The 15421-nt window shown below is 66.8% G+C and carries 18 protein-coding genes; 8 read left to right on the top strand and 10 right to left on the bottom strand.

The features are described from left to right. Positions 1-2 precede the first annotated feature (2 nt). Genes ACAM58_RS19460 through ACAM58_RS19450 form a run of 3 tightly spaced genes read right to left on the bottom strand, consistent with a single transcriptional unit; the run spans position 3 to position 2439 of the window. Positions 3-833, bottom strand: a complete 831-nt coding sequence (locus ACAM58_RS19460) for an urease accessory protein UreD (protein ID WP_369663345.1) — start codon at positions 831-833, stop codon at positions 3-5. A 38-nt stretch (positions 834-871) separates the two neighbouring features. Next, entirely contained in the window at positions 872-1402 is a 531-nt protein-coding gene (locus ACAM58_RS19455; protein WP_369663344.1) for a nucleoside deaminase, read from the bottom strand. Continuing rightward, positions 1399-2439, bottom strand: coding sequence for an ABC transporter substrate-binding protein (locus tag ACAM58_RS19450; RefSeq protein ID WP_062365825.1), 1041 nt, complete (start codon positions 2437-2439; stop codon positions 1399-1401). Before ACAM58_RS19450 ends, ACAM58_RS19455 begins: the two co-directional genes overlap by 4 nt. A 296-nt stretch (positions 2440-2735) precedes the next feature. Between ACAM58_RS19450 and ACAM58_RS19445 the strand changes: the two genes are divergently transcribed. Beyond that, a complete protein-coding gene (locus ACAM58_RS19445; RefSeq protein ID WP_369663343.1) occupies positions 2736-3818 on the top strand; it encodes a Rieske 2Fe-2S domain-containing protein in 1083 nt (360 codons plus the stop codon). A gap of 298 nt (positions 3819-4116) precedes the next feature. Here ACAM58_RS19445 and ACAM58_RS19440 read toward each other — a convergent pair whose 3' ends face one another. After that, positions 4117-5418 carry a D-amino acid dehydrogenase gene (locus ACAM58_RS19440; RefSeq protein WP_369663342.1) on the bottom strand — a complete coding sequence of 434 codons (1302 nt, stop codon included), beginning with the start codon at positions 5416-5418 and terminating at the stop codon, positions 4117-4119. A gap of 129 nt (positions 5419-5547) precedes the next feature. Here ACAM58_RS19440 and ACAM58_RS19435 point away from each other — a divergent pair, with 129 nt between their 5' ends. Together ACAM58_RS19435 and ACAM58_RS19430 are read left to right on the top strand one after the other, a co-directional pair. Then, the gene (locus tag ACAM58_RS19435) at positions 5548-6015 is read left to right on the top strand and encodes a winged helix-turn-helix transcriptional regulator (protein ID WP_015866742.1); all 468 of its coding nucleotides are present in this window, start codon (positions 5548-5550) and stop codon (positions 6013-6015) included. Positions 6016-6070: 55 nt separating this feature from the next. Continuing rightward, positions 6071-6469: an OsmC family protein gene (locus ACAM58_RS19430; RefSeq protein ID WP_369663341.1), complete on the top strand. Its 399-nt coding sequence runs from the start codon at positions 6071-6073 to the stop codon at positions 6467-6469. 13 nt (positions 6470-6482) lie between these two features. On the opposite strand, the gene ACAM58_RS19425 is transcribed toward ACAM58_RS19430, so the two are convergent. Further along, on the bottom strand, positions 6483-6815 hold the full coding sequence (locus ACAM58_RS19425; protein WP_369663340.1) for a winged helix-turn-helix transcriptional regulator: 333 nt from the start codon (positions 6813-6815) through the stop codon (positions 6483-6485). Positions 6816-6942: 127 nt separating this feature from the next. Between ACAM58_RS19425 and ACAM58_RS19420 the strand changes: the two genes are divergently transcribed. Next, on the top strand, positions 6943-7815 hold the full coding sequence (locus ACAM58_RS19420) for an NAD(P)-dependent oxidoreductase (protein ID WP_369663339.1): 873 nt from the start codon (positions 6943-6945) through the stop codon (positions 7813-7815). Between the two features lie 71 nt (positions 7816-7886). Beyond that, positions 7887-8783 (top strand): lipid A hydroxylase LpxO, encoded by an 897-nt coding sequence (lpxO, locus tag ACAM58_RS19415; RefSeq protein WP_369663338.1) that lies wholly within the window; start codon positions 7887-7889, stop codon positions 8781-8783. 13 nt (positions 8784-8796) lie between these two features. On the opposite strand, the gene ACAM58_RS19410 is transcribed toward lpxO, so the two are convergent. Further along, positions 8797-9681 carry a LysR family transcriptional regulator gene (locus ACAM58_RS19410; RefSeq protein ID WP_369663337.1) on the bottom strand — a complete coding sequence of 295 codons (885 nt, stop codon included), beginning with the start codon at positions 9679-9681 and terminating at the stop codon, positions 8797-8799. A gap of 175 nt (positions 9682-9856) precedes the next feature. Between ACAM58_RS19410 and ACAM58_RS19405 the strand changes: the two genes are divergently transcribed. From ACAM58_RS19405 to ACAM58_RS19395, 3 genes are read left to right on the top strand one after another with little or no spacing between them, the layout of a single operon-like run. After that, positions 9857-10798, top strand: coding sequence for a Bug family tripartite tricarboxylate transporter substrate binding protein (locus tag ACAM58_RS19405; RefSeq protein ID WP_369663336.1), 942 nt, complete (start codon positions 9857-9859; stop codon positions 10796-10798). Continuing rightward, the gene (locus ACAM58_RS19400) at positions 10795-11871 is read left to right on the top strand and encodes a low specificity L-threonine aldolase (RefSeq protein WP_369663335.1); all 1077 of its coding nucleotides are present in this window, start codon (positions 10795-10797) and stop codon (positions 11869-11871) included. Before ACAM58_RS19405 ends, ACAM58_RS19400 begins: the two co-directional genes overlap by 4 nt. 48 nt (positions 11872-11919) lie before the next feature. Beyond that, complete coding sequence (locus tag ACAM58_RS19395) at positions 11920-12144, top strand: oxidoreductase-like domain-containing protein (RefSeq protein WP_369663334.1); 225 nt, start codon at positions 11920-11922, stop codon at positions 12142-12144. 6 nt (positions 12145-12150) lie between these two features. Here ACAM58_RS19395 and ACAM58_RS19390 read toward each other — a convergent pair whose 3' ends face one another. From ACAM58_RS19390 to ACAM58_RS19375, 4 genes are read right to left on the bottom strand one after another with little or no spacing between them, the layout of a single operon-like run. Next, positions 12151-12627 (bottom strand): nucleoside deaminase, encoded by a 477-nt coding sequence (locus ACAM58_RS19390; protein ID WP_369663333.1) that lies wholly within the window; start codon positions 12625-12627, stop codon positions 12151-12153. Between the two features lie 10 nt (positions 12628-12637). Further along, complete coding sequence (locus tag ACAM58_RS19385) at positions 12638-13408, bottom strand: ABC transporter permease (protein WP_015866737.1); 771 nt, start codon at positions 13406-13408, stop codon at positions 12638-12640. 12 nt (positions 13409-13420) lie between these two features. Beyond that, complete coding sequence (locus ACAM58_RS19380) at positions 13421-14278, bottom strand: ABC transporter ATP-binding protein (RefSeq protein ID WP_369663332.1); 858 nt, start codon at positions 14276-14278, stop codon at positions 13421-13423. Next, complete coding sequence (locus ACAM58_RS19375; RefSeq protein ID WP_278875841.1) at positions 14278-15312, bottom strand: ABC transporter substrate-binding protein; 1035 nt, start codon at positions 15310-15312, stop codon at positions 14278-14280. Before ACAM58_RS19375 ends, ACAM58_RS19380 begins: the two co-directional genes overlap by 1 nt. Positions 15313-15421 lie beyond the last annotated feature (109 nt).

Below are 15421 nucleotides of genomic sequence, written 5' to 3'. Positions count from 1 at the left end.
CGCTAGGTCGCCCAGATGCGCGGCGAACTCGCCGGCAACTGCCACAGCTCGGCGCGCCACGCCTGCCACACCTGCCGCAGCAGCTGCATCGCGGGCTCGACCACCGGCGCCAGCACGCGCAGTACGACGATCTCCGCATGCGGGCTGGTCGCGCCGGCGCTTTCCTGCAGGCCGTGCGCATCGATGGCGGTGCGTGCGAGCGCAAGCAGCGTCTCGCGCCGTGCCCGCGCGGCCGGCGTGCCCGACACGAAGAACAGCGACGCGATGCAGCGATGCCCGCCGAAGCCCAGCGGGCTCTGCAGCAGCCGATGGTCGGCCGCGTCGATGCGCCCGCGCTCCAGCCACACGCCCGGCACTTCGATGTGCTGCAGGTAGGTGCCGCGCTCGAAGGGCTGGTTGGCATTCGGCAGGCCGAGGGCCGTCACGTCCCAGCCGATCATCTCGGCGCCGGGCTCGGCCTCGATGGTGAGCCGGTTCTCCGCGCGGCAGCCGCTGTAGCAGATGGCCTCCAGCGGCAGCCACTCGAGCCGCGCGCCCTTGGCAAGCCGGATGCGCGTGCGCTGCAGCGCGAGCTCGCCTTCGGAGCGGTAGAAGCGCGACGCGCCCGGCGTGGTGATCAGGCCATGGCTTGCGTCGGCCGCCTCGATGTCGATGTCCAGCGTGTCGCCGCCCACCAGCCCGCCCGGCGGATGCACCAGCACGTTGTGGCAGATCGCATCGCCCTCGGGGTAGAGGCTTTGCAGGATGCGCAGCGGCCCGTCGTGGCGAAAGCGCGCGACGCTGCGGGCGGCTTCCTGTCGGTAGTCGAGATGAAGATGGGCCTGCCAGGACATCCAACGAGTCTATTCGCCCGGCACCGCCCGCGCGGCGGCTAGCTGCCCCAGGCGCCGTCGTGCGCAGCGCTCGCTTCATCGAGCAGCGCGGGCCCGATGCATTCGATCGGATGCGGCGAGGCGCGGAACACGTCGCGGCACGACAGCTCGGCATCGCGCTGGTCCTGCCGCTCGCCGCGGAACACGCGCAGCCGCTCGGCATCGATGCCGAACACCACGCGGCCGATGTTCGACCAGAAGATCGCGCCCGCGCACATCACGCAGGGCTCGCCCGATGCATAGATGGTGGCGCCGGCAAGTTCCTCGCGCGTGAGGCCGCGCCCCGCGAGCGCACGCAGCGCGTTCATCTCCGCATGGGCCGTGCAGTCGCCGGTCTCGGTGTTGCTGTTGGCCGCTTCGGCCAGCACTTCGCCGGCCGCCGAGACGATGACCGATCCGAAGGGCCGGTTGCCGCGGCGGCGCGCCGCATGCGACCAGACGATGGCCTTGCGCAGGTAGCGTCCGTCTCGTTCGTCGAGCGTGGCTTCTTCGGGGAGGATGGAATGGAGATTGCTGTTGCTGAAGTTCATGCCTTGGTGGGAATCATGCGTTCGTTGCGCGATGGCAGCATCGACGTGTTGAAGATGGCGTCGGACGAGGGCTTGACCTTGAGGCCGAATACGTCGGCGACCTCGTCGACCTGCTGCTCGAGCGTGAGCTTGCGGATGTCGCCCAGGCCGTGGCCGCGCGTGTCGGCGGCACCTACATATTGCGCCGTGACACCCCAGCGTTCAAGCTCCATTTTCTCATCGAGGATCGGTTCGCGCTGGCGCATGGCCGCAATGCTGGGCGCCGGATTGGCAAAGGTCTCGACGATGGCGCGGTTGGTGGCGCGCAGGAAGGCCGCAACCACCCTGGGGTTCTGCGCGATCAGGTTGCTGCTCGCGAGGATGGCGTTGCCGTACAGGTTGACCCCCGCGTCCGCATATTTGAGCACCGACAGTTCCTCCGCCTTCATGCGCGCGAAGAGCGAAATGGCAGAGTCGTGAAAGTAGGTCGCGGCATCGACGTCGCCGCGCACCATCACGTTGTCGCGCGCGCTGAAGTCGGTGGTCTGCCACTGGAAGGCGTCGCTGCGCATGCCCTGCTTGCGCGCCACCATCGGCCATGCGCGGCGGGTCGATTCGACGGCCGCCGCGGCCACCTTCTTGCCCGCGAGGCTTTTGAAGTCGGCCGTGACGCCGCGGTCCTTGCGGCCGATGATCACGAAGGGTGCGCGGTTGTAGTACTGGTACACCGCCTGCACCATCGGGGTGCCGGGGTTCTGCGCATTGAACTCGACCAGCGAGCTGATGTCGCCCAGCCCCATCTGGTAGACGCCGCTCGCGATGCGCGTGATCGACGCGACCGAGCCGGCGCCGGTGTCGATGGCCACGTCCAGGCCTTCGTCCCGGTAGTAGCCCTTGCTGTGTGCGAGGAAGAAGGGCGCGGTCTGGCCGTTGATGCGGAAGTCGAGCGTGAACTTGAGCGGGGTCGGCTTGCCGCCGCCCTGGGCGAAGACGGCGGGAGCGGCAAGGGTGCTGGCGGCGGCACTGGCCGCAAGAAAAAAGAATCGACGACGTTGCATGGTGGGCCTCGGAATCCTCGGGTCTTGAATCCCTCCGCGCAGGGCGGAAGGCACTTCAAGAGCAATTTCCGGGCGGGCGCACAAGGGTGGTGCGTGCGCTGCTGAACGCTTCTACTCTTGCGGGAGTCGATGCACGAGCCATGCCAGGGCTTGAATGCGTGGCGGACCCAAGCCACAATGCAGGCGCGCAATTTGCATGGCAGGTGGCGCAGAGTAGAAGCGTTCAGCCCTTGCGGCAGGAAATTGCTCTTTCAGGTTCGTTCGTACCCACGCGCAACAACAGAAGGAGTCCACGCATGCTCGTCACCCAACAACCCGTCTTCCGCAAGTTCTGGCATGCCGTCATGCCGCTCACCGAACTGGCCAACGGCCCGAAGCCCTTCAGGCTGCTTGGCGAAGACATTGTTCTTTTCATCGATGCGGACGGCCAGCCCGCCGCGCTGCGCGACCGCTGCTGCCATCGCACCGCGAAGCTGTCGAAAGGCTGGTGCGTCGATGCCGAAGGCCGGGCCTGCGGGCAGGGCGCCATCCAGTGCGGCTACCACGGCTGGACCTACGACCGCAGCGGCCAGGTGATCCGCATTCCGCAGTACGAGGCCGAGCGCAAGATCTCGCCGGAGTACCGCACCACTGCCTACCGCTGCGCCGCGCGCTACGGCTACGCCTGGGTGGCGCTGGAAGAACCCATCGCCGACATTCCCGCGATTCCGGAATTCGACGACCCGGGCTACCGCACGATCTTCCAGTTCTACGAAGAGTGGCAGACCAGCCCGATGCGCGCGCTCGAGAACTCGTTCGACAACTCGCACTTCAGCTTCGTGCACCGCGCCACCTTCGGCGTGGCCGCGAGCCCGAAGCCGAGCAAGTACGAACTGGTGGAGAACGACAACGGCTTCTACGCGGAGACCATCATCGAAGCGGCCAACCCGGTGAAGTTCCACGCGATCAGCGGCGTGACCGATGCGATCACCACGCGCCACATGCGCAACGCCTACTTCCTGCCGTTCTCGCGCCGGCTCGACATCGAATACCCGAGCGGCGTGCGCCACATCATCATCAACTGCTTCACGCCCATCGACGACGGCCGCATGCAGCTGTGCCAATGGCTGTTCCGCAACGACACCGAGGCCGACTGCACGGCACAGATGCTGATCGACTTCGACGAGGCGGTCACGCGCGAGGACAAGGACATCCTCGAATCGACCGACCCTGATGCGCTGGTCGACACGCGGCGGCGCGGCGTCGAATATTCGATGGAGTCCGATCGGCCGGGGATGCTGATTCGCAAGCACCTGATGCAGTTGCTTGCGAAGCATGGCGAGGCGGAGGTCTACCGCGGGATGAGCAGCGGGACGATTCCGATTGCCAAGGCTGCCTGAGCGGGGTTTTTGTTGTTGTCGTTCAGGGCGCGCTCCCGTCGACGGGGAACCTTGCTCCGCGAATGTCCCCCGGGCTTCGCCCTCCTCCTTAATTTCGCTGCGCAAGGCACCCCATCGGCGGGAGCGTGATCAGAGCACTGGTTGATCAGCGGTACACCACGAGCGTGCCCAGGTGCACAGGGCATCGGGTGCTCCCCGCAGCGAAATAAAGGAGGAGGCGAAGCCGGGGGACATTCGCGGAGGGGAGTACCCGGTGGCCTGTGCACGCGCCCCGAATAGACCCCCCGAAACGTAGGCGTCAGGCCGGCGCAGTCGTGGGATTCGAACGCCCAGTGCGCGGCGCACCTTGCGCATAGCGGTCCATCGCCAGGCCATCGGTGCGGATCTCCGGACGCTGGCCCGTCACGAGGTCGGAGATGAGCTTGCCCGAGCCGCAGGCCATGGTCCAGCCGAGCGTGCCGTGGCCGGTGTTGAGGAACAGGTTCGCGTAGCGCGTGGCGCCGACGATGGGCGTGCTGTCGGGTGTCATCGGGCGCAGGCCGGTCCAGAAGGTGGCGCGCGGCAGGTCGCCGCCGGGGAACAGGTCGCTCACCACCTTCTCAAGCGTGGCGCGGCGGTGCGGGTTCAGGCGCAGGTCGAAGCCCCCGAGCTCGGCCATGCCGCCCACGCGGATGCGGTTGTCGAAGCGCGTCACGGCCACCTTGTAGGTCTCGTCGAGCACGGTCGATTGCGGTGCCAGCGATTCATCGACCAGCGGCACCGTGAGCGAGTAGCCCTTGACGGGGTACACCGGAATGTCCAGCCCCAGCGATGCGATGGCGGCGCGCGAATAGCTGCCGAAGGCCATCACGTAGCGGTCGGCCGTGAGGATCTTGCCGGCGCCGGTGCGCACGCCCGTGATGCGGTCGCCCGCCATCTCCAGGCCTTCGACCGACTGGCCGAAGCGAAAGTCCACGCCCAGGCTGCGTGCGATGTCGGCCAGCCCGCGCGTGAACAGGTGGCAGTCGCCGGTCTCGTCGTTCGGCAGGCGCAGGCCGCCCGCGAGCCGGTCGCGCGCACCGGCCAGTGCGGGTTCCACGCGTGCGAGCGCATCGCGGTCGAGCAGTTCGTAGGGCACGCCGCATTCCTCGAGCACCGCGATGTCGCGCTGCACCGCATCGAGCTGCGCCTGCGTGCGGAACAGCTGCAGCGTGCCGCCGGTGCGGTGCTCGTAGCTGAGGCCGGTTTCCGCGCGCAGCTGCTGCAGGCAGCCGCGGCTGTATTCGGCCACGCGCATCATGCGTTCCTTGTTGACCGCGTAGCGTTCGGGCGAGCAGTTGCGCAGCATGGCGGCCATCCAGCGCAGCTGGAACAGCGTGCCGTCGGGGCGGATCGACAGCGGCGCGTGCTTCTGGAACATCCACTTGATCGCCTTCAGCGGAATGCCGGGCGCGGCCCATGGCGTCGAGTAGCCCGGCGACACCTGCCCGGCGTTGCCGAAGCTGGTTTCCTCCGCGGGGCCGGCCTGCCGGTCGAGCAGTGTCACGTCGGCGCCGGAGCGCGCCAGGTAGTAGGCCGTGGTGGTGCCGATCACGCCGCCGCCGAGAACGATGACTTTCATGGGTATTTACGCGAATGAAGGTGAATGCATGGAATCTAAAGCGCACAATCCAGTGGATTTCATTGTTTTTCTAAGATTCACAGTGGAATTCGCTGCAGATAGCGAGCCAATTGCCAGCCCCGGAGTGAAATGCCCGAACTCGACCGTATCGACCGCAAGATCCTCGACCTGCTGCAGCGCCAGGGCCGCATTTCCATGACCGAACTCGCCGAGCGCATCGGCCTGTCGGCATCGCCCTGCGCCGAGCGCGTGAAGCGCATGGAACGCGAGGGCGTCATCAGCGGCTACCACGCGCATGTGTCGCCCGAGGCGCTGGGCAAGACGCTGCTGGTGTTCGTGGAAATCAAGCTCTCGGCCAAGTCGGGCGAGGTGTTCGACAAGGTGCGCAAGGAGCTGCTGCACATGCCCGAGGTGCTCGAGTGCCACCTGGTCTCGGGCAGCTTCGACTATCTGGTGAAGGCGCGCCTGAGCGGCATGAGCGAATACCGGCACCTGCTGGGCGACATCCTCAAGAAGCTGCCCGTGGCGGCCGAGTCGCACAGCTACGTGGTGATGGAGGAGATCAAGGAAACGCTGATGCTCGCGGTCGACCGCTGAAGCGGGTGGCGGGCTACCATCGCGCCCGGCATCCACACCCCACAAGGACATCGGCATGAGCATCACGGTCCGGCGCGACGGCATCACGGGTACGCGTCACATCCTCAAGATCCGCAACCACGAGATTCCCATCGATGCCTCGCCGGCCGGCGGCGGCAGCGATGCGGGGCCGCAGCCGCACGACCTGTACGACGCATCGCTGGCCGCCTGCAAGGCGCTCACCGTGCTGATCTACGCGCGCCGCAAGGGCATGCCGGTGGAAGACATCGAAGTGATCATCGACCGCGACGACAGCGAGGAGCGCAAGGGCGTCTACCGGCTCAAGTCGAGCCTGCGCGTGACCGGCGAGCTGACCGCGGCGCAGCGGGACGAACTGCTGCGCGTGGCCGGCAAGTGCCCGGTGCACCGGCTCATGACCGAGGTGAAGACCGAGATCGAGACCGGCTGGGCCTGAAGAGGCCTCTCATTCAGCGCGCGGCCTTCGCGCGCTTCGCATAGCGGTCGCCCCAATCGGCCAGCGGCCCCAGCGCCGCATTGAGCGACGCGCCGAGTTTCGTCTCGGAATATTCCACCCGCGGCGGCACTTCGTGGAACACCTCGCGGTGCACGAGGCCGTCCGCCTCCAGCTCGCGCAATTGCTGGATCAGCATCTTCTCGCTGATGTCGGGCAAGAGCCGCCGCAGCTCGCCGAAGCGGCGGGCCTGCACATGCAGCTCCCACAGGATCACCGCCTTCCATTTGCCGCCAATGACTTCGAACGCGGGGCCGATGCCGCAGGAGTAGGGCTTTTTTGCTTTCACTCGCCGATCCTTCTCTGGCTTCATTACATACGTTTTGGTAAGTACCTCACTTTATTGTAGGTACTTGACCGTTGGAGAGTGCAATTCCTACGATGCAGGCCTCTTCACAACTCGCGAATGAACCGCCATGGACAACAAGCAAATCACCGTGCTGGGACTGGGATCGATGGGCCAGACCCTTGCGCGCCTCTACCTCGACAAGGGGTACGAGGTCACGGTCTGGAACCGCACGGCCGGCAAGGCCGATGCTTTGGCGGCCCGCGGCGCCGTGGCCGCGCGCAGCGCCGCCGAAGCGGTGCGTGCCAGCCCGGTGGCCCTGATGTGCGTCTACGACTACCGCGCGGCCGATGCCATTCTTGCGATGGAGGGCGTGGCGGCCGCGCTGGACGGCCGGCTGCTGGTGCAGCTGACCACCGGCAGCCCGCAGGACGCGCGCGAGGCCGAGGCCTGGGCGCACCGCCAGGGCGCCAGCTACCTCGAAGGCGCCATCCAGGCCGCGCCCGACCAGATGGGGCTGCCCGACACGCCGATCCTCGTGTCGGGCGCCGAGGCCGTCTTTCGCACGGCCGAGCCGCTCCTGCAGGTGCTCGGCGGCGGCATCGTCTACCTCGGCGGCAAGGCGAGCGCGGCCGCCGCCATGGACCTGGCCACGCTCTCCACCATCTACGGCACCCTGCTGGGCTTCCTGCATGGCGCGCGCGTGGCCGAGCACGAAGGCTTCGACGTGGCGGAATACGGCCGCATCGTGGCCGGCATCATGCCCACCTTCGCCGGCTTCCTGCAGCACGAAGGCGGCGTCATCCAGTCGGGCGACTTCGCCATTTCGCAAAGCCCGATGCGCATTTCGATCGAGGCGACCGAGCGCATCCTGCAGACGGCGCAGCAGGCGGGCATCAACACCGAATTCCCGGCGTTCGCGGCGGGTCTTTTCAGGCGCGCCGGCGCGGCCGGGCTGGGCGGGGAGGAAGTGGCCGCGCTGATCAAGCTGCTGCGGCCCTGAAAAGGCCGCCAAAAGCCGGATCAAGGGCGAAGAATTACACTATCTGCCCGCTTTACAGGACACTTTCGATAATGAAGTGGGTCATTCTTGCCATCTTCGCGCTCAGCGCGCTCTACGTTCATTTCCGCGGCCAGGTCCGGCATCGTTTCTTCAGGCAGCTGTCTGATCACTCGACCTTCCTCGCGCCGCTGAACGCCTTCATGTACATCTTCTCGAAGGTGCCGAGCACGCCGTACCTGTCGCCCGCGCAATTTCCCGAGATGCGCGTGCTCGAGGAAAACTGGCAGGTCATCCGCGAAGAGGCGCTCGCCATGCGCAACGGCGGCAGCATCAAGGCCTCGAGTCAGTTCAACGACGTGGGCTTCAACTCCTTCTTCAAGAGCGGCTGGAAGCGCTTCTACCTCAAGTGGTACGACGAGGCCCATCCCTCGGCCGCCATCCTGTGTCCCCGCACCACCGAGCTGCTCAAGGGCATCGGCACCATCAAGGCGGCCATGTTCGCCGAGCTGCCGCCGGGCAGCCGCCTGGTGCGCCACCGCGACCCCTTCGCCGGTTCGCTGCGCTACCACCTGGGCCTGTGGACGCCGGGCGTGGAGGGCTGCTACATCGACGTGGACGGCCAGCGCTACCACTGGCGCGACGGCGAGGCCGTGGTGTTCGACGAAACCTACATCCACTACGCCGAGAACACGACCGACCACGACCGCGTGATCCTGTTCTGCGACATCGAGCGCCCGCTGAAGTACCGCTGGGCCAGCGCCGTGAACCGCTGGTTCGCCAAGAACCTGCTCGCCGCCGCCAGTTCCCCCAACGACGCCGGCGACAAGACGGGCGGCATCAACCGCGCGTTCAAGTACATCTACCAGATCCGCGTGATCGGCAAGCGGCTCAAGGCCTGGGACAAGCGGGTGTACTACCTTGTGAAGTGGGCCATCTTCGGCGGCCTGGCGCTCTGGATCTTCTGGTAAGGCGCAAGCCACCTCATCGCTGTGGCCGCATGCCGAAGGCCGCTGTGAACGCTCCAGCCACGGCCTCGACATTGCGGTTGCCGGCGTCCGAGTTGCGCCAGACCAGGGAGAGCTTGCGGACCGGGGCGCGGCTTCCGAGGCTCACCTCTCGCACCGCATAGGCCTCGACCAGCGGCCGCCTGGGTTGGGGAACGACGGAAACCCCCAGGCCCTGGGCGACCATCGCGACGATCGCGTCCATCGAGCGCAGTTCCATGGCGCAGCGTGCATTGGGGATCTGGCTGCGCACGTAGCGCGCGGCCACGCGGCCTCCCGCAAGAGACAGGTCGTAGCCGATCCAGTCATGGGCCTCCAGCAGTTGCCTGGCCGTTTTGCCGGAGGTATTCGGCGGCGCCAGCAGCACGTAGGGCTGGCGGTGCAGCTCCCGCCAGACGAGTCGGCGCGAACCGCCGGATTCCGGCCGGACAAGCAAGGCAAGGTCGAGCCGCGCCGCCTTCAGCTCCGAGATGAGCTCGCCGCTGTCGTTCAGCGGCGGCACCACGACTTCCAGCGACGGATGCCGCTGGCGAAGCGCATGAAGTGCCTGCGGCAGCACGTCGCTCTGCATGCTGGTGATCACGCCCACCTTGATGCGGCCCGCCACTTCCACGACCGGACGGAAGCGCAGCATCTGGAGCCTATGGGAAAAATCGCCCACGGCGTCCACCACCTCGCGGGCAAAGGCCGTGGGCACCACCACGCGGGTCGAACGATCGAACAGCGGCTTGCCGAAATACTGCTCCAGTTGCTTGACCTGCAGGCTCACTGCGCTCGGACTGCAGCCCACGACGCCCGCGGCTGCAGTGAAGCTGCCCTGTTCGAGGATGGTTCTCAGCGTGACAAGCATCGCGAGATTCATGAGAAAACCTCACAGTTGATATTTGGACATATCGCTTTACTCATTGTATGAGGTGCCTAGGATCGAACGGCTTCTGCTCCGGCTTCGTCCCGATCCTTCAACTTGCACGACCGACACCCTCACCATGAACGACACCCGACACCACTCTTTCGCACGCGCCAGGCGGCTGGCATGCATGCTGGGGCTCGCGCTCGCCGCGTGGCAGGCGCACGCGGCCGATGCGTGGGTACCCGAGCGCACCATCCACCTGGTCTCGCCGAGCCCGCCGGGCGGCGGCACCGATGCCGTCTGCCGCCTGCTTGCGGCCAAGCTCGGTGAGCAGGCCGGATGGCAGGTCGTCGTCGATACGAAGCCGGGTGCGGGCAACAACATTGGCCTGGATTTCGGCGCGAAATCGCCGCCCGACGGCTACACCGCCGTGCTGGGCGAAACCAGCAACCTCACGGTCAACCAGTTTCTCTACAAGAAGCTCAGCTTCGATCCGGTCAAGGATCTCGCACCGGTGGCGCTGGTGGGCACTGGCGTGTCGGTGCTGGTCGTGCGGTCCGACAGTCCGTTCGACAACCTGGCCTCATTGCTGGCGCGCTCGAAGAAGAAGCCACTCGCCTACGCCTCGTCCGGCAACGGAACCGTCGGGCACCTGGTGTCCGAGAACCTGCGCGTCACGGCGGGGGCAGACCTGCTGCACGTTCCCTACAAGGGAGGCGGCCCGGCGATGGCGGACATGCTGGGAGGACAGGTCGACTTCTACGTCTCGTCCCTGGTTTCGGCGTTGCCGTTGATCAAGAGCGGCAAGCTGCGCGCGCTCGCGGTGACCTCGGGCGCCCGGGACGTGTTGCTGCCCGATGTTCCCACCTTCGTCGAAAGCGGCTTCAAGGGATTCGAGTACTACACCCTCTATGGCGTCGTGGTGCCTGCGAAGACGCCGGCGCACATCGTGCAGACCATGAACAAGGAAATCAATCGCGTGCTCGATTCGGCGGAGGTCCGGGCCAACCTGGCGGCGCGCGGCGTCTATGTGCGTACCGGCACGCCCGAAAGTTTCGACGCGTTCCTGAACGGCGAGAGAAAAAAGTGGGCAGCGCTCGTGAAGGCCACCGGAGCGACCGCCGAATGACGCAGGCCGCAGCAACGATGGCGGGCGGGGCGGGACAACCGCCGGTGGACCTTCGCAGCGACACGGTGACGCGGCCCACGCCGCAGATGTACGAGCGCATGGCCTCGGCACCGCTGGGCGACGACGGACTCGACGGCGACCCGACCGCGCAAGAGCTGGAGGCAACGGCCGCGGCCATGCTCGGAAAAGAGGCCGCGCTGTATGCGCCAAGCGCCACGATGGCCAACCTCCTGGCCATCCTCGCGCAGGCCCAGCGCCAGGAGCTCGTGCTTGCCGAAGCCGCATCGCACATCTACGTGGCCGAGCGGGGCGCCGCGGCGCTGACCGGGGCGTTCTACCAGGGCATTGCGGGCGTCGACGGCGCCATGGACCTGGACCTGCTCCAGGAGACCCTCGCGCCGGGCCGCAACAAGCTGCGAACCAGCGTCGTGTGCCTGGAGACTTCCCACAACAACGCCGGCGGCGCGGTGCCGCCGCTTGCGCACATGCAGGCCGTGTTCGAGGCGTCCAGGCAAGCGGGAGCTGCCGTCCACCTCGACGGTGCGCGGCTGATGAATGCGGCCGTGGCCCTGGACGTGCCGGCGGCGCGTATTGCAGCTTTCGCCGACACTGTTTCGCTCTGCCTTTCCAAGGGCCTGAGTGCGCCCATGGGTGCCGTGCTCGCGGGGCCTGCCGCCACCATCGAACGTGCCCGGTGGCTCAGGAAATTGCTCGGGGGCAGCCAGCGGCAGGTGGGCATCGTCGCGGCTGCAGGGCTGGTGGCCGTCACCACCATGGTGGAACGGCTCGCGCAGGACCACGCCAACGCAAGCCGGCTCGCCCGCGGGACAGGCCGGATTCCAGGCCTCGCAGTCAACGCGCCCCAGACCAATATCGTGCAGGTCGACGTGAAGGCCACGGGGCTCGATGCCGTTCAATGGGAGGCCGCGCTCAAGAGCCTGGGCGTCCTGGTCCGTCCGTGGAGCAGGCACCGGCTGCGCTGCGTCACCCATCGCCACATCGGCGAGCATGAGGTCGATCTTGCCCTGGAGGCTTTCGCCGCGGTTGCCGCATCGGCGCCGGCCAGGGCTTGATCCCGGCAGGCCTGCTGATGAAGCGCCGACAATCGGCCGGTGCCTGCCATGCTTCTTTCCGAACAAGACCTCGCTCCTCCGACCGATCTCGCCAGCGCCCAGGCGCTGATCGCGAACGTCCAGTCGCTCCTCCAGGCCCGAGGCATCGCCTTGCGCATGCCGCCGCCCGAGCCCACCACCTGCTGCGGACGCGGCTGCAACGGCTGCGTGTGGGAAGGCTGGCTGGCGGCCGTTGCCTACTGGCGCGACGAGGCCACGCTGCTGCTGGCCTAGCGCTACCTAACGCGCTTCCCAGAACCCGCGGTGCGTGGCGATCATTTCTTCCGCCACCTCGGCTACGGGGCCGATCACCTCGATCTTCTTCTGCCCGCGCGCGAACACTTCGCGGCAGGGCAGGCTCAGCGTGGGGTTCTCGGGGTGGTCGCCCGTGAGCGCGAGCAGGGCGCCTTCTTCCGCACCGTAGACGATGCGGCCGATGTGGGCCCAGTAGCTGGTGCCCGCGCACATGGCGCAGGGCTCGAAGGTCGTGACCAGCGTGCATTGCCACAAGTAGTCGGCCGACCAGTTCTGCGCCGCATGGCGCGCCAGCGTGGCTTCGGCGTGGTTGACCGTGTCGATGTTGCCTTGCTCGGCCAGGATGGTTTCGCCGTCGGGCGCGACGAGCACGGCGCCGAAGGGGTGGCGGCCCATGGCCATGGCGCGCCGGGCCACTTCGTCGGCCCGGCGCAGCGCGCGGATGATCTGGTCGCGTGTCATCCGTGGCGCCTCATTGGTTTTGGGAGCCGCGATGCGCCCAGCCGGTCGTGTGCTTCTCGATCACGCTGAAGAGCTCGTACATCAGCATGGCCATTGCGCCCACCACCATCAGGCCCGCGAAGGCCAGGCCCATCTGCATGGCCGAGCCGGCCGAAATGAGCAGGTAGCCAATGCCTTCGTTGGCCGCGGTCATTTCGCTCACCGTGGTGCCGACGAAGGCCAGCGTGATCGCCACCTTGAGCGAGCCGAAGAAGTAGGGCATGGAGCGCGGCAGGCCGATCTTCATGAGCACGTCCCAGCGCTTGGCGCCGAGCACGCGCAGCACGTCCTCGAGCTCGGGCTCCAGCGTGGCAAGGCCGGTCGCGATGTTGACCATGATCGGGAAGAAGCTGATCAGGAAGGCCGTGAGGATCGCCGGCCCGACGCCGATGCCGAACCACACCACGAGGATCGGCACGAAGGCCGCCTTGGGCAGCGCGTTGAAGGCCGTCATGAGCGGATAGATCGCCGCATACGCGATGCGCGAACTGCCGATCACGAAGCCCAGCAGCACGCCCACCACGATGGCCAGGCCGAAGCCGGCCATCGTGACCCAGAAGGTGCGCCACGCGTGGCCCGCGATGATTTCCTTGAACTCCCAGAACTGGGTCCAGATGCGCAGCGGGCTCGGAAAGATGAAGTCCGACACGCCGAAGCCCGCGCAGATCACCTGCCACAGCAGGATCACGGCCACGAGCAGCAGCCAGGGCGACCAGCGTTCGATTTGCTTGGTGTTCTTCATGGCGCTTGGTCCTCAGTGAGACACCGCAGCGGCCGTTTGCGCCGCGCTGATGCCCGTGTTGCGGATGGCGCCGATGTGGCCGCGCAGTTCCAGCACGATGTCGGTGAATTCCTTGGTGTAGGTGAGCTCCAGTTCGCGCGGGCGCGGCAGCTCGATCTCGCGCTTGACCACGAAGCGGCCGGGGCTCTTGCTCATCACGTACACCGTGTCGGCCAGGAACACCGACTCGCGCAGATCGTGCGTCACCAGGATGACGTTGAACTGCTGCTCGGTCCAGAGGTCGCGCAGGATGCACCAGAGCTCCTCGCGCGTGAAGGCGTCGAGCGCGCCGAAGGGCTCGTCGAGCAGCAGCATCTTGGGCTCGTGGATGAGCGCGCGGCAGATGCTGGCGCGCTGCTGCATGCCGCCCGAAAGCTGCCATGGAAACTTGTCTTCATAGCCCGCGAGGCCGACCTTCTGCAGCAGCTTGCGCGCGCGCTCGACGTATTCCTTGCGTTTGGCCTTGAAGCTCGAGCGGTAGGGCTCGACGATCTCGAGCGGCAGCAGCACGTTGTCGACCGTGGTGCGCCACGGCAGCAACGACGGCGCCTGGAACGCCATGCCCGAGATCTTGAGCGGCCCGGTCACGGGCTGGCCGTCGATGCGGATCTTCCCCATCGACGGCATCTTGAGGCCCGTGGTGAGCTTCATGAAGGTCGACTTGCCGCAGCCCGAGGGTCCGACGATGGCAATGAATTCGCCGCGCTTGACCTTCAGGTCGATGGCCTCCACCGCAAAGTGGTTGGCGCGCAGCAGCTCCTCGTTGTAGGCGAGCCAGACGTCCTGGAAGTCGACGAAGGGAGCAGCGGCCGCGTTCGATGCGTCCGCCATCACTTGCGCAGCACGCCGCTCAGTTCGGCCGCGGGCGGCAGCAGCGCGGCGGTCCACACGGCATCGGGGCTCACGCGGGTCTTGGTGTTGAACGCGTCCGACACCTGCGAGGCCATCAGCGACATGCGGCCCGCGTTGACCACGCCAAAGCCTTCGCTGCGCGCGTCGGCACTGTTGATCACGGTGTCGATGGCCAGCTGCAGGCGGCGGGTTTCGAGCTTGCTGTCGATGATGCCGTCGCGCGCTTTCACCGATTCGATGGCCACCGCCGGATTGGCGATCACTTCCTTCGCCCCCTTGGCAAAGGCCGAGAGGAATTTCTTCACCGCTTCCGGGTTCTCCTTGATGAGCTTGGGCGAGGCGATGATCACGTTGCCGTAGAGCTTCACGCCGTAGTCGGGGTAGGGCAGCACGACGATGTCGGCGGCCTTGGCGCCGCGCGCCTCGAGGTTCAGCAGCGAGGTGAAGGTGAAGCCGGTGATCGCGTCGATGTCGCCGCGGATCAGCATGGTCTCGCGCAGCGTCGGGTCCATGGCGGTCCAGTTCACGGCGCCGATGCTGTTGGCCTTGGCGAAGATCGGGAACGCGCGGCGGCCCGCGTCGAACACCGGCGCGCCGAGCTTCTTGCCCGCGAGGTCGCCCGGCTTGGCGATGCCGCTCTTCTTGAGCGCCATGACCGAGGCCGGCGTGTTGTTGTAGACCATCATCACCGCCACCGGCTTGTTGGGGCTGTCGGGGTTGTTGGCGTGGAATTCCATCAGCGCCGCGAGGTCGGCAAAACCCATGTCGTAGGCGCCCGAGGCCACGCGCGTGACCGTGCCGCCCGAGCCGTTGCCCGCGTCGATGGTCACGTCCAGGCCCGCAGCCTTGAAGTAGCCTTTGGCGGCGGGGTGCAGGAACAGCGCGGCCGGTCCTTCGAAGCGCCAGTCGAGCTGGAACTTGATCGGCGTCATGGTCTGGGCCAGGGCCGGGGAAAGGCCGAAGCTGAGGGCCGAGGCGGCGAGGAAGGACTGGAGCAATTGGCGCTTGTTCATGCGGGATCCGTTGGAGGTGAATGCTTCTGCATTCAAGCAAAAACGGTGCCCGCACGCGATTGGTGCGAACCCTTCCGCGGAACTGTTGTGGTGCGCAATGGGTCGGCGG

Source organism: Variovorax sp. V116 (assembly GCF_041154435.1).
Lineage (GTDB): Bacteria > Pseudomonadota > Gammaproteobacteria > Burkholderiales > Burkholderiaceae_C > Variovorax > Variovorax paradoxus.
The sequence above is the reverse complement of the archived record's forward strand: the minus strand, read 5'-3'. Positions and strand labels throughout refer to the sequence as shown.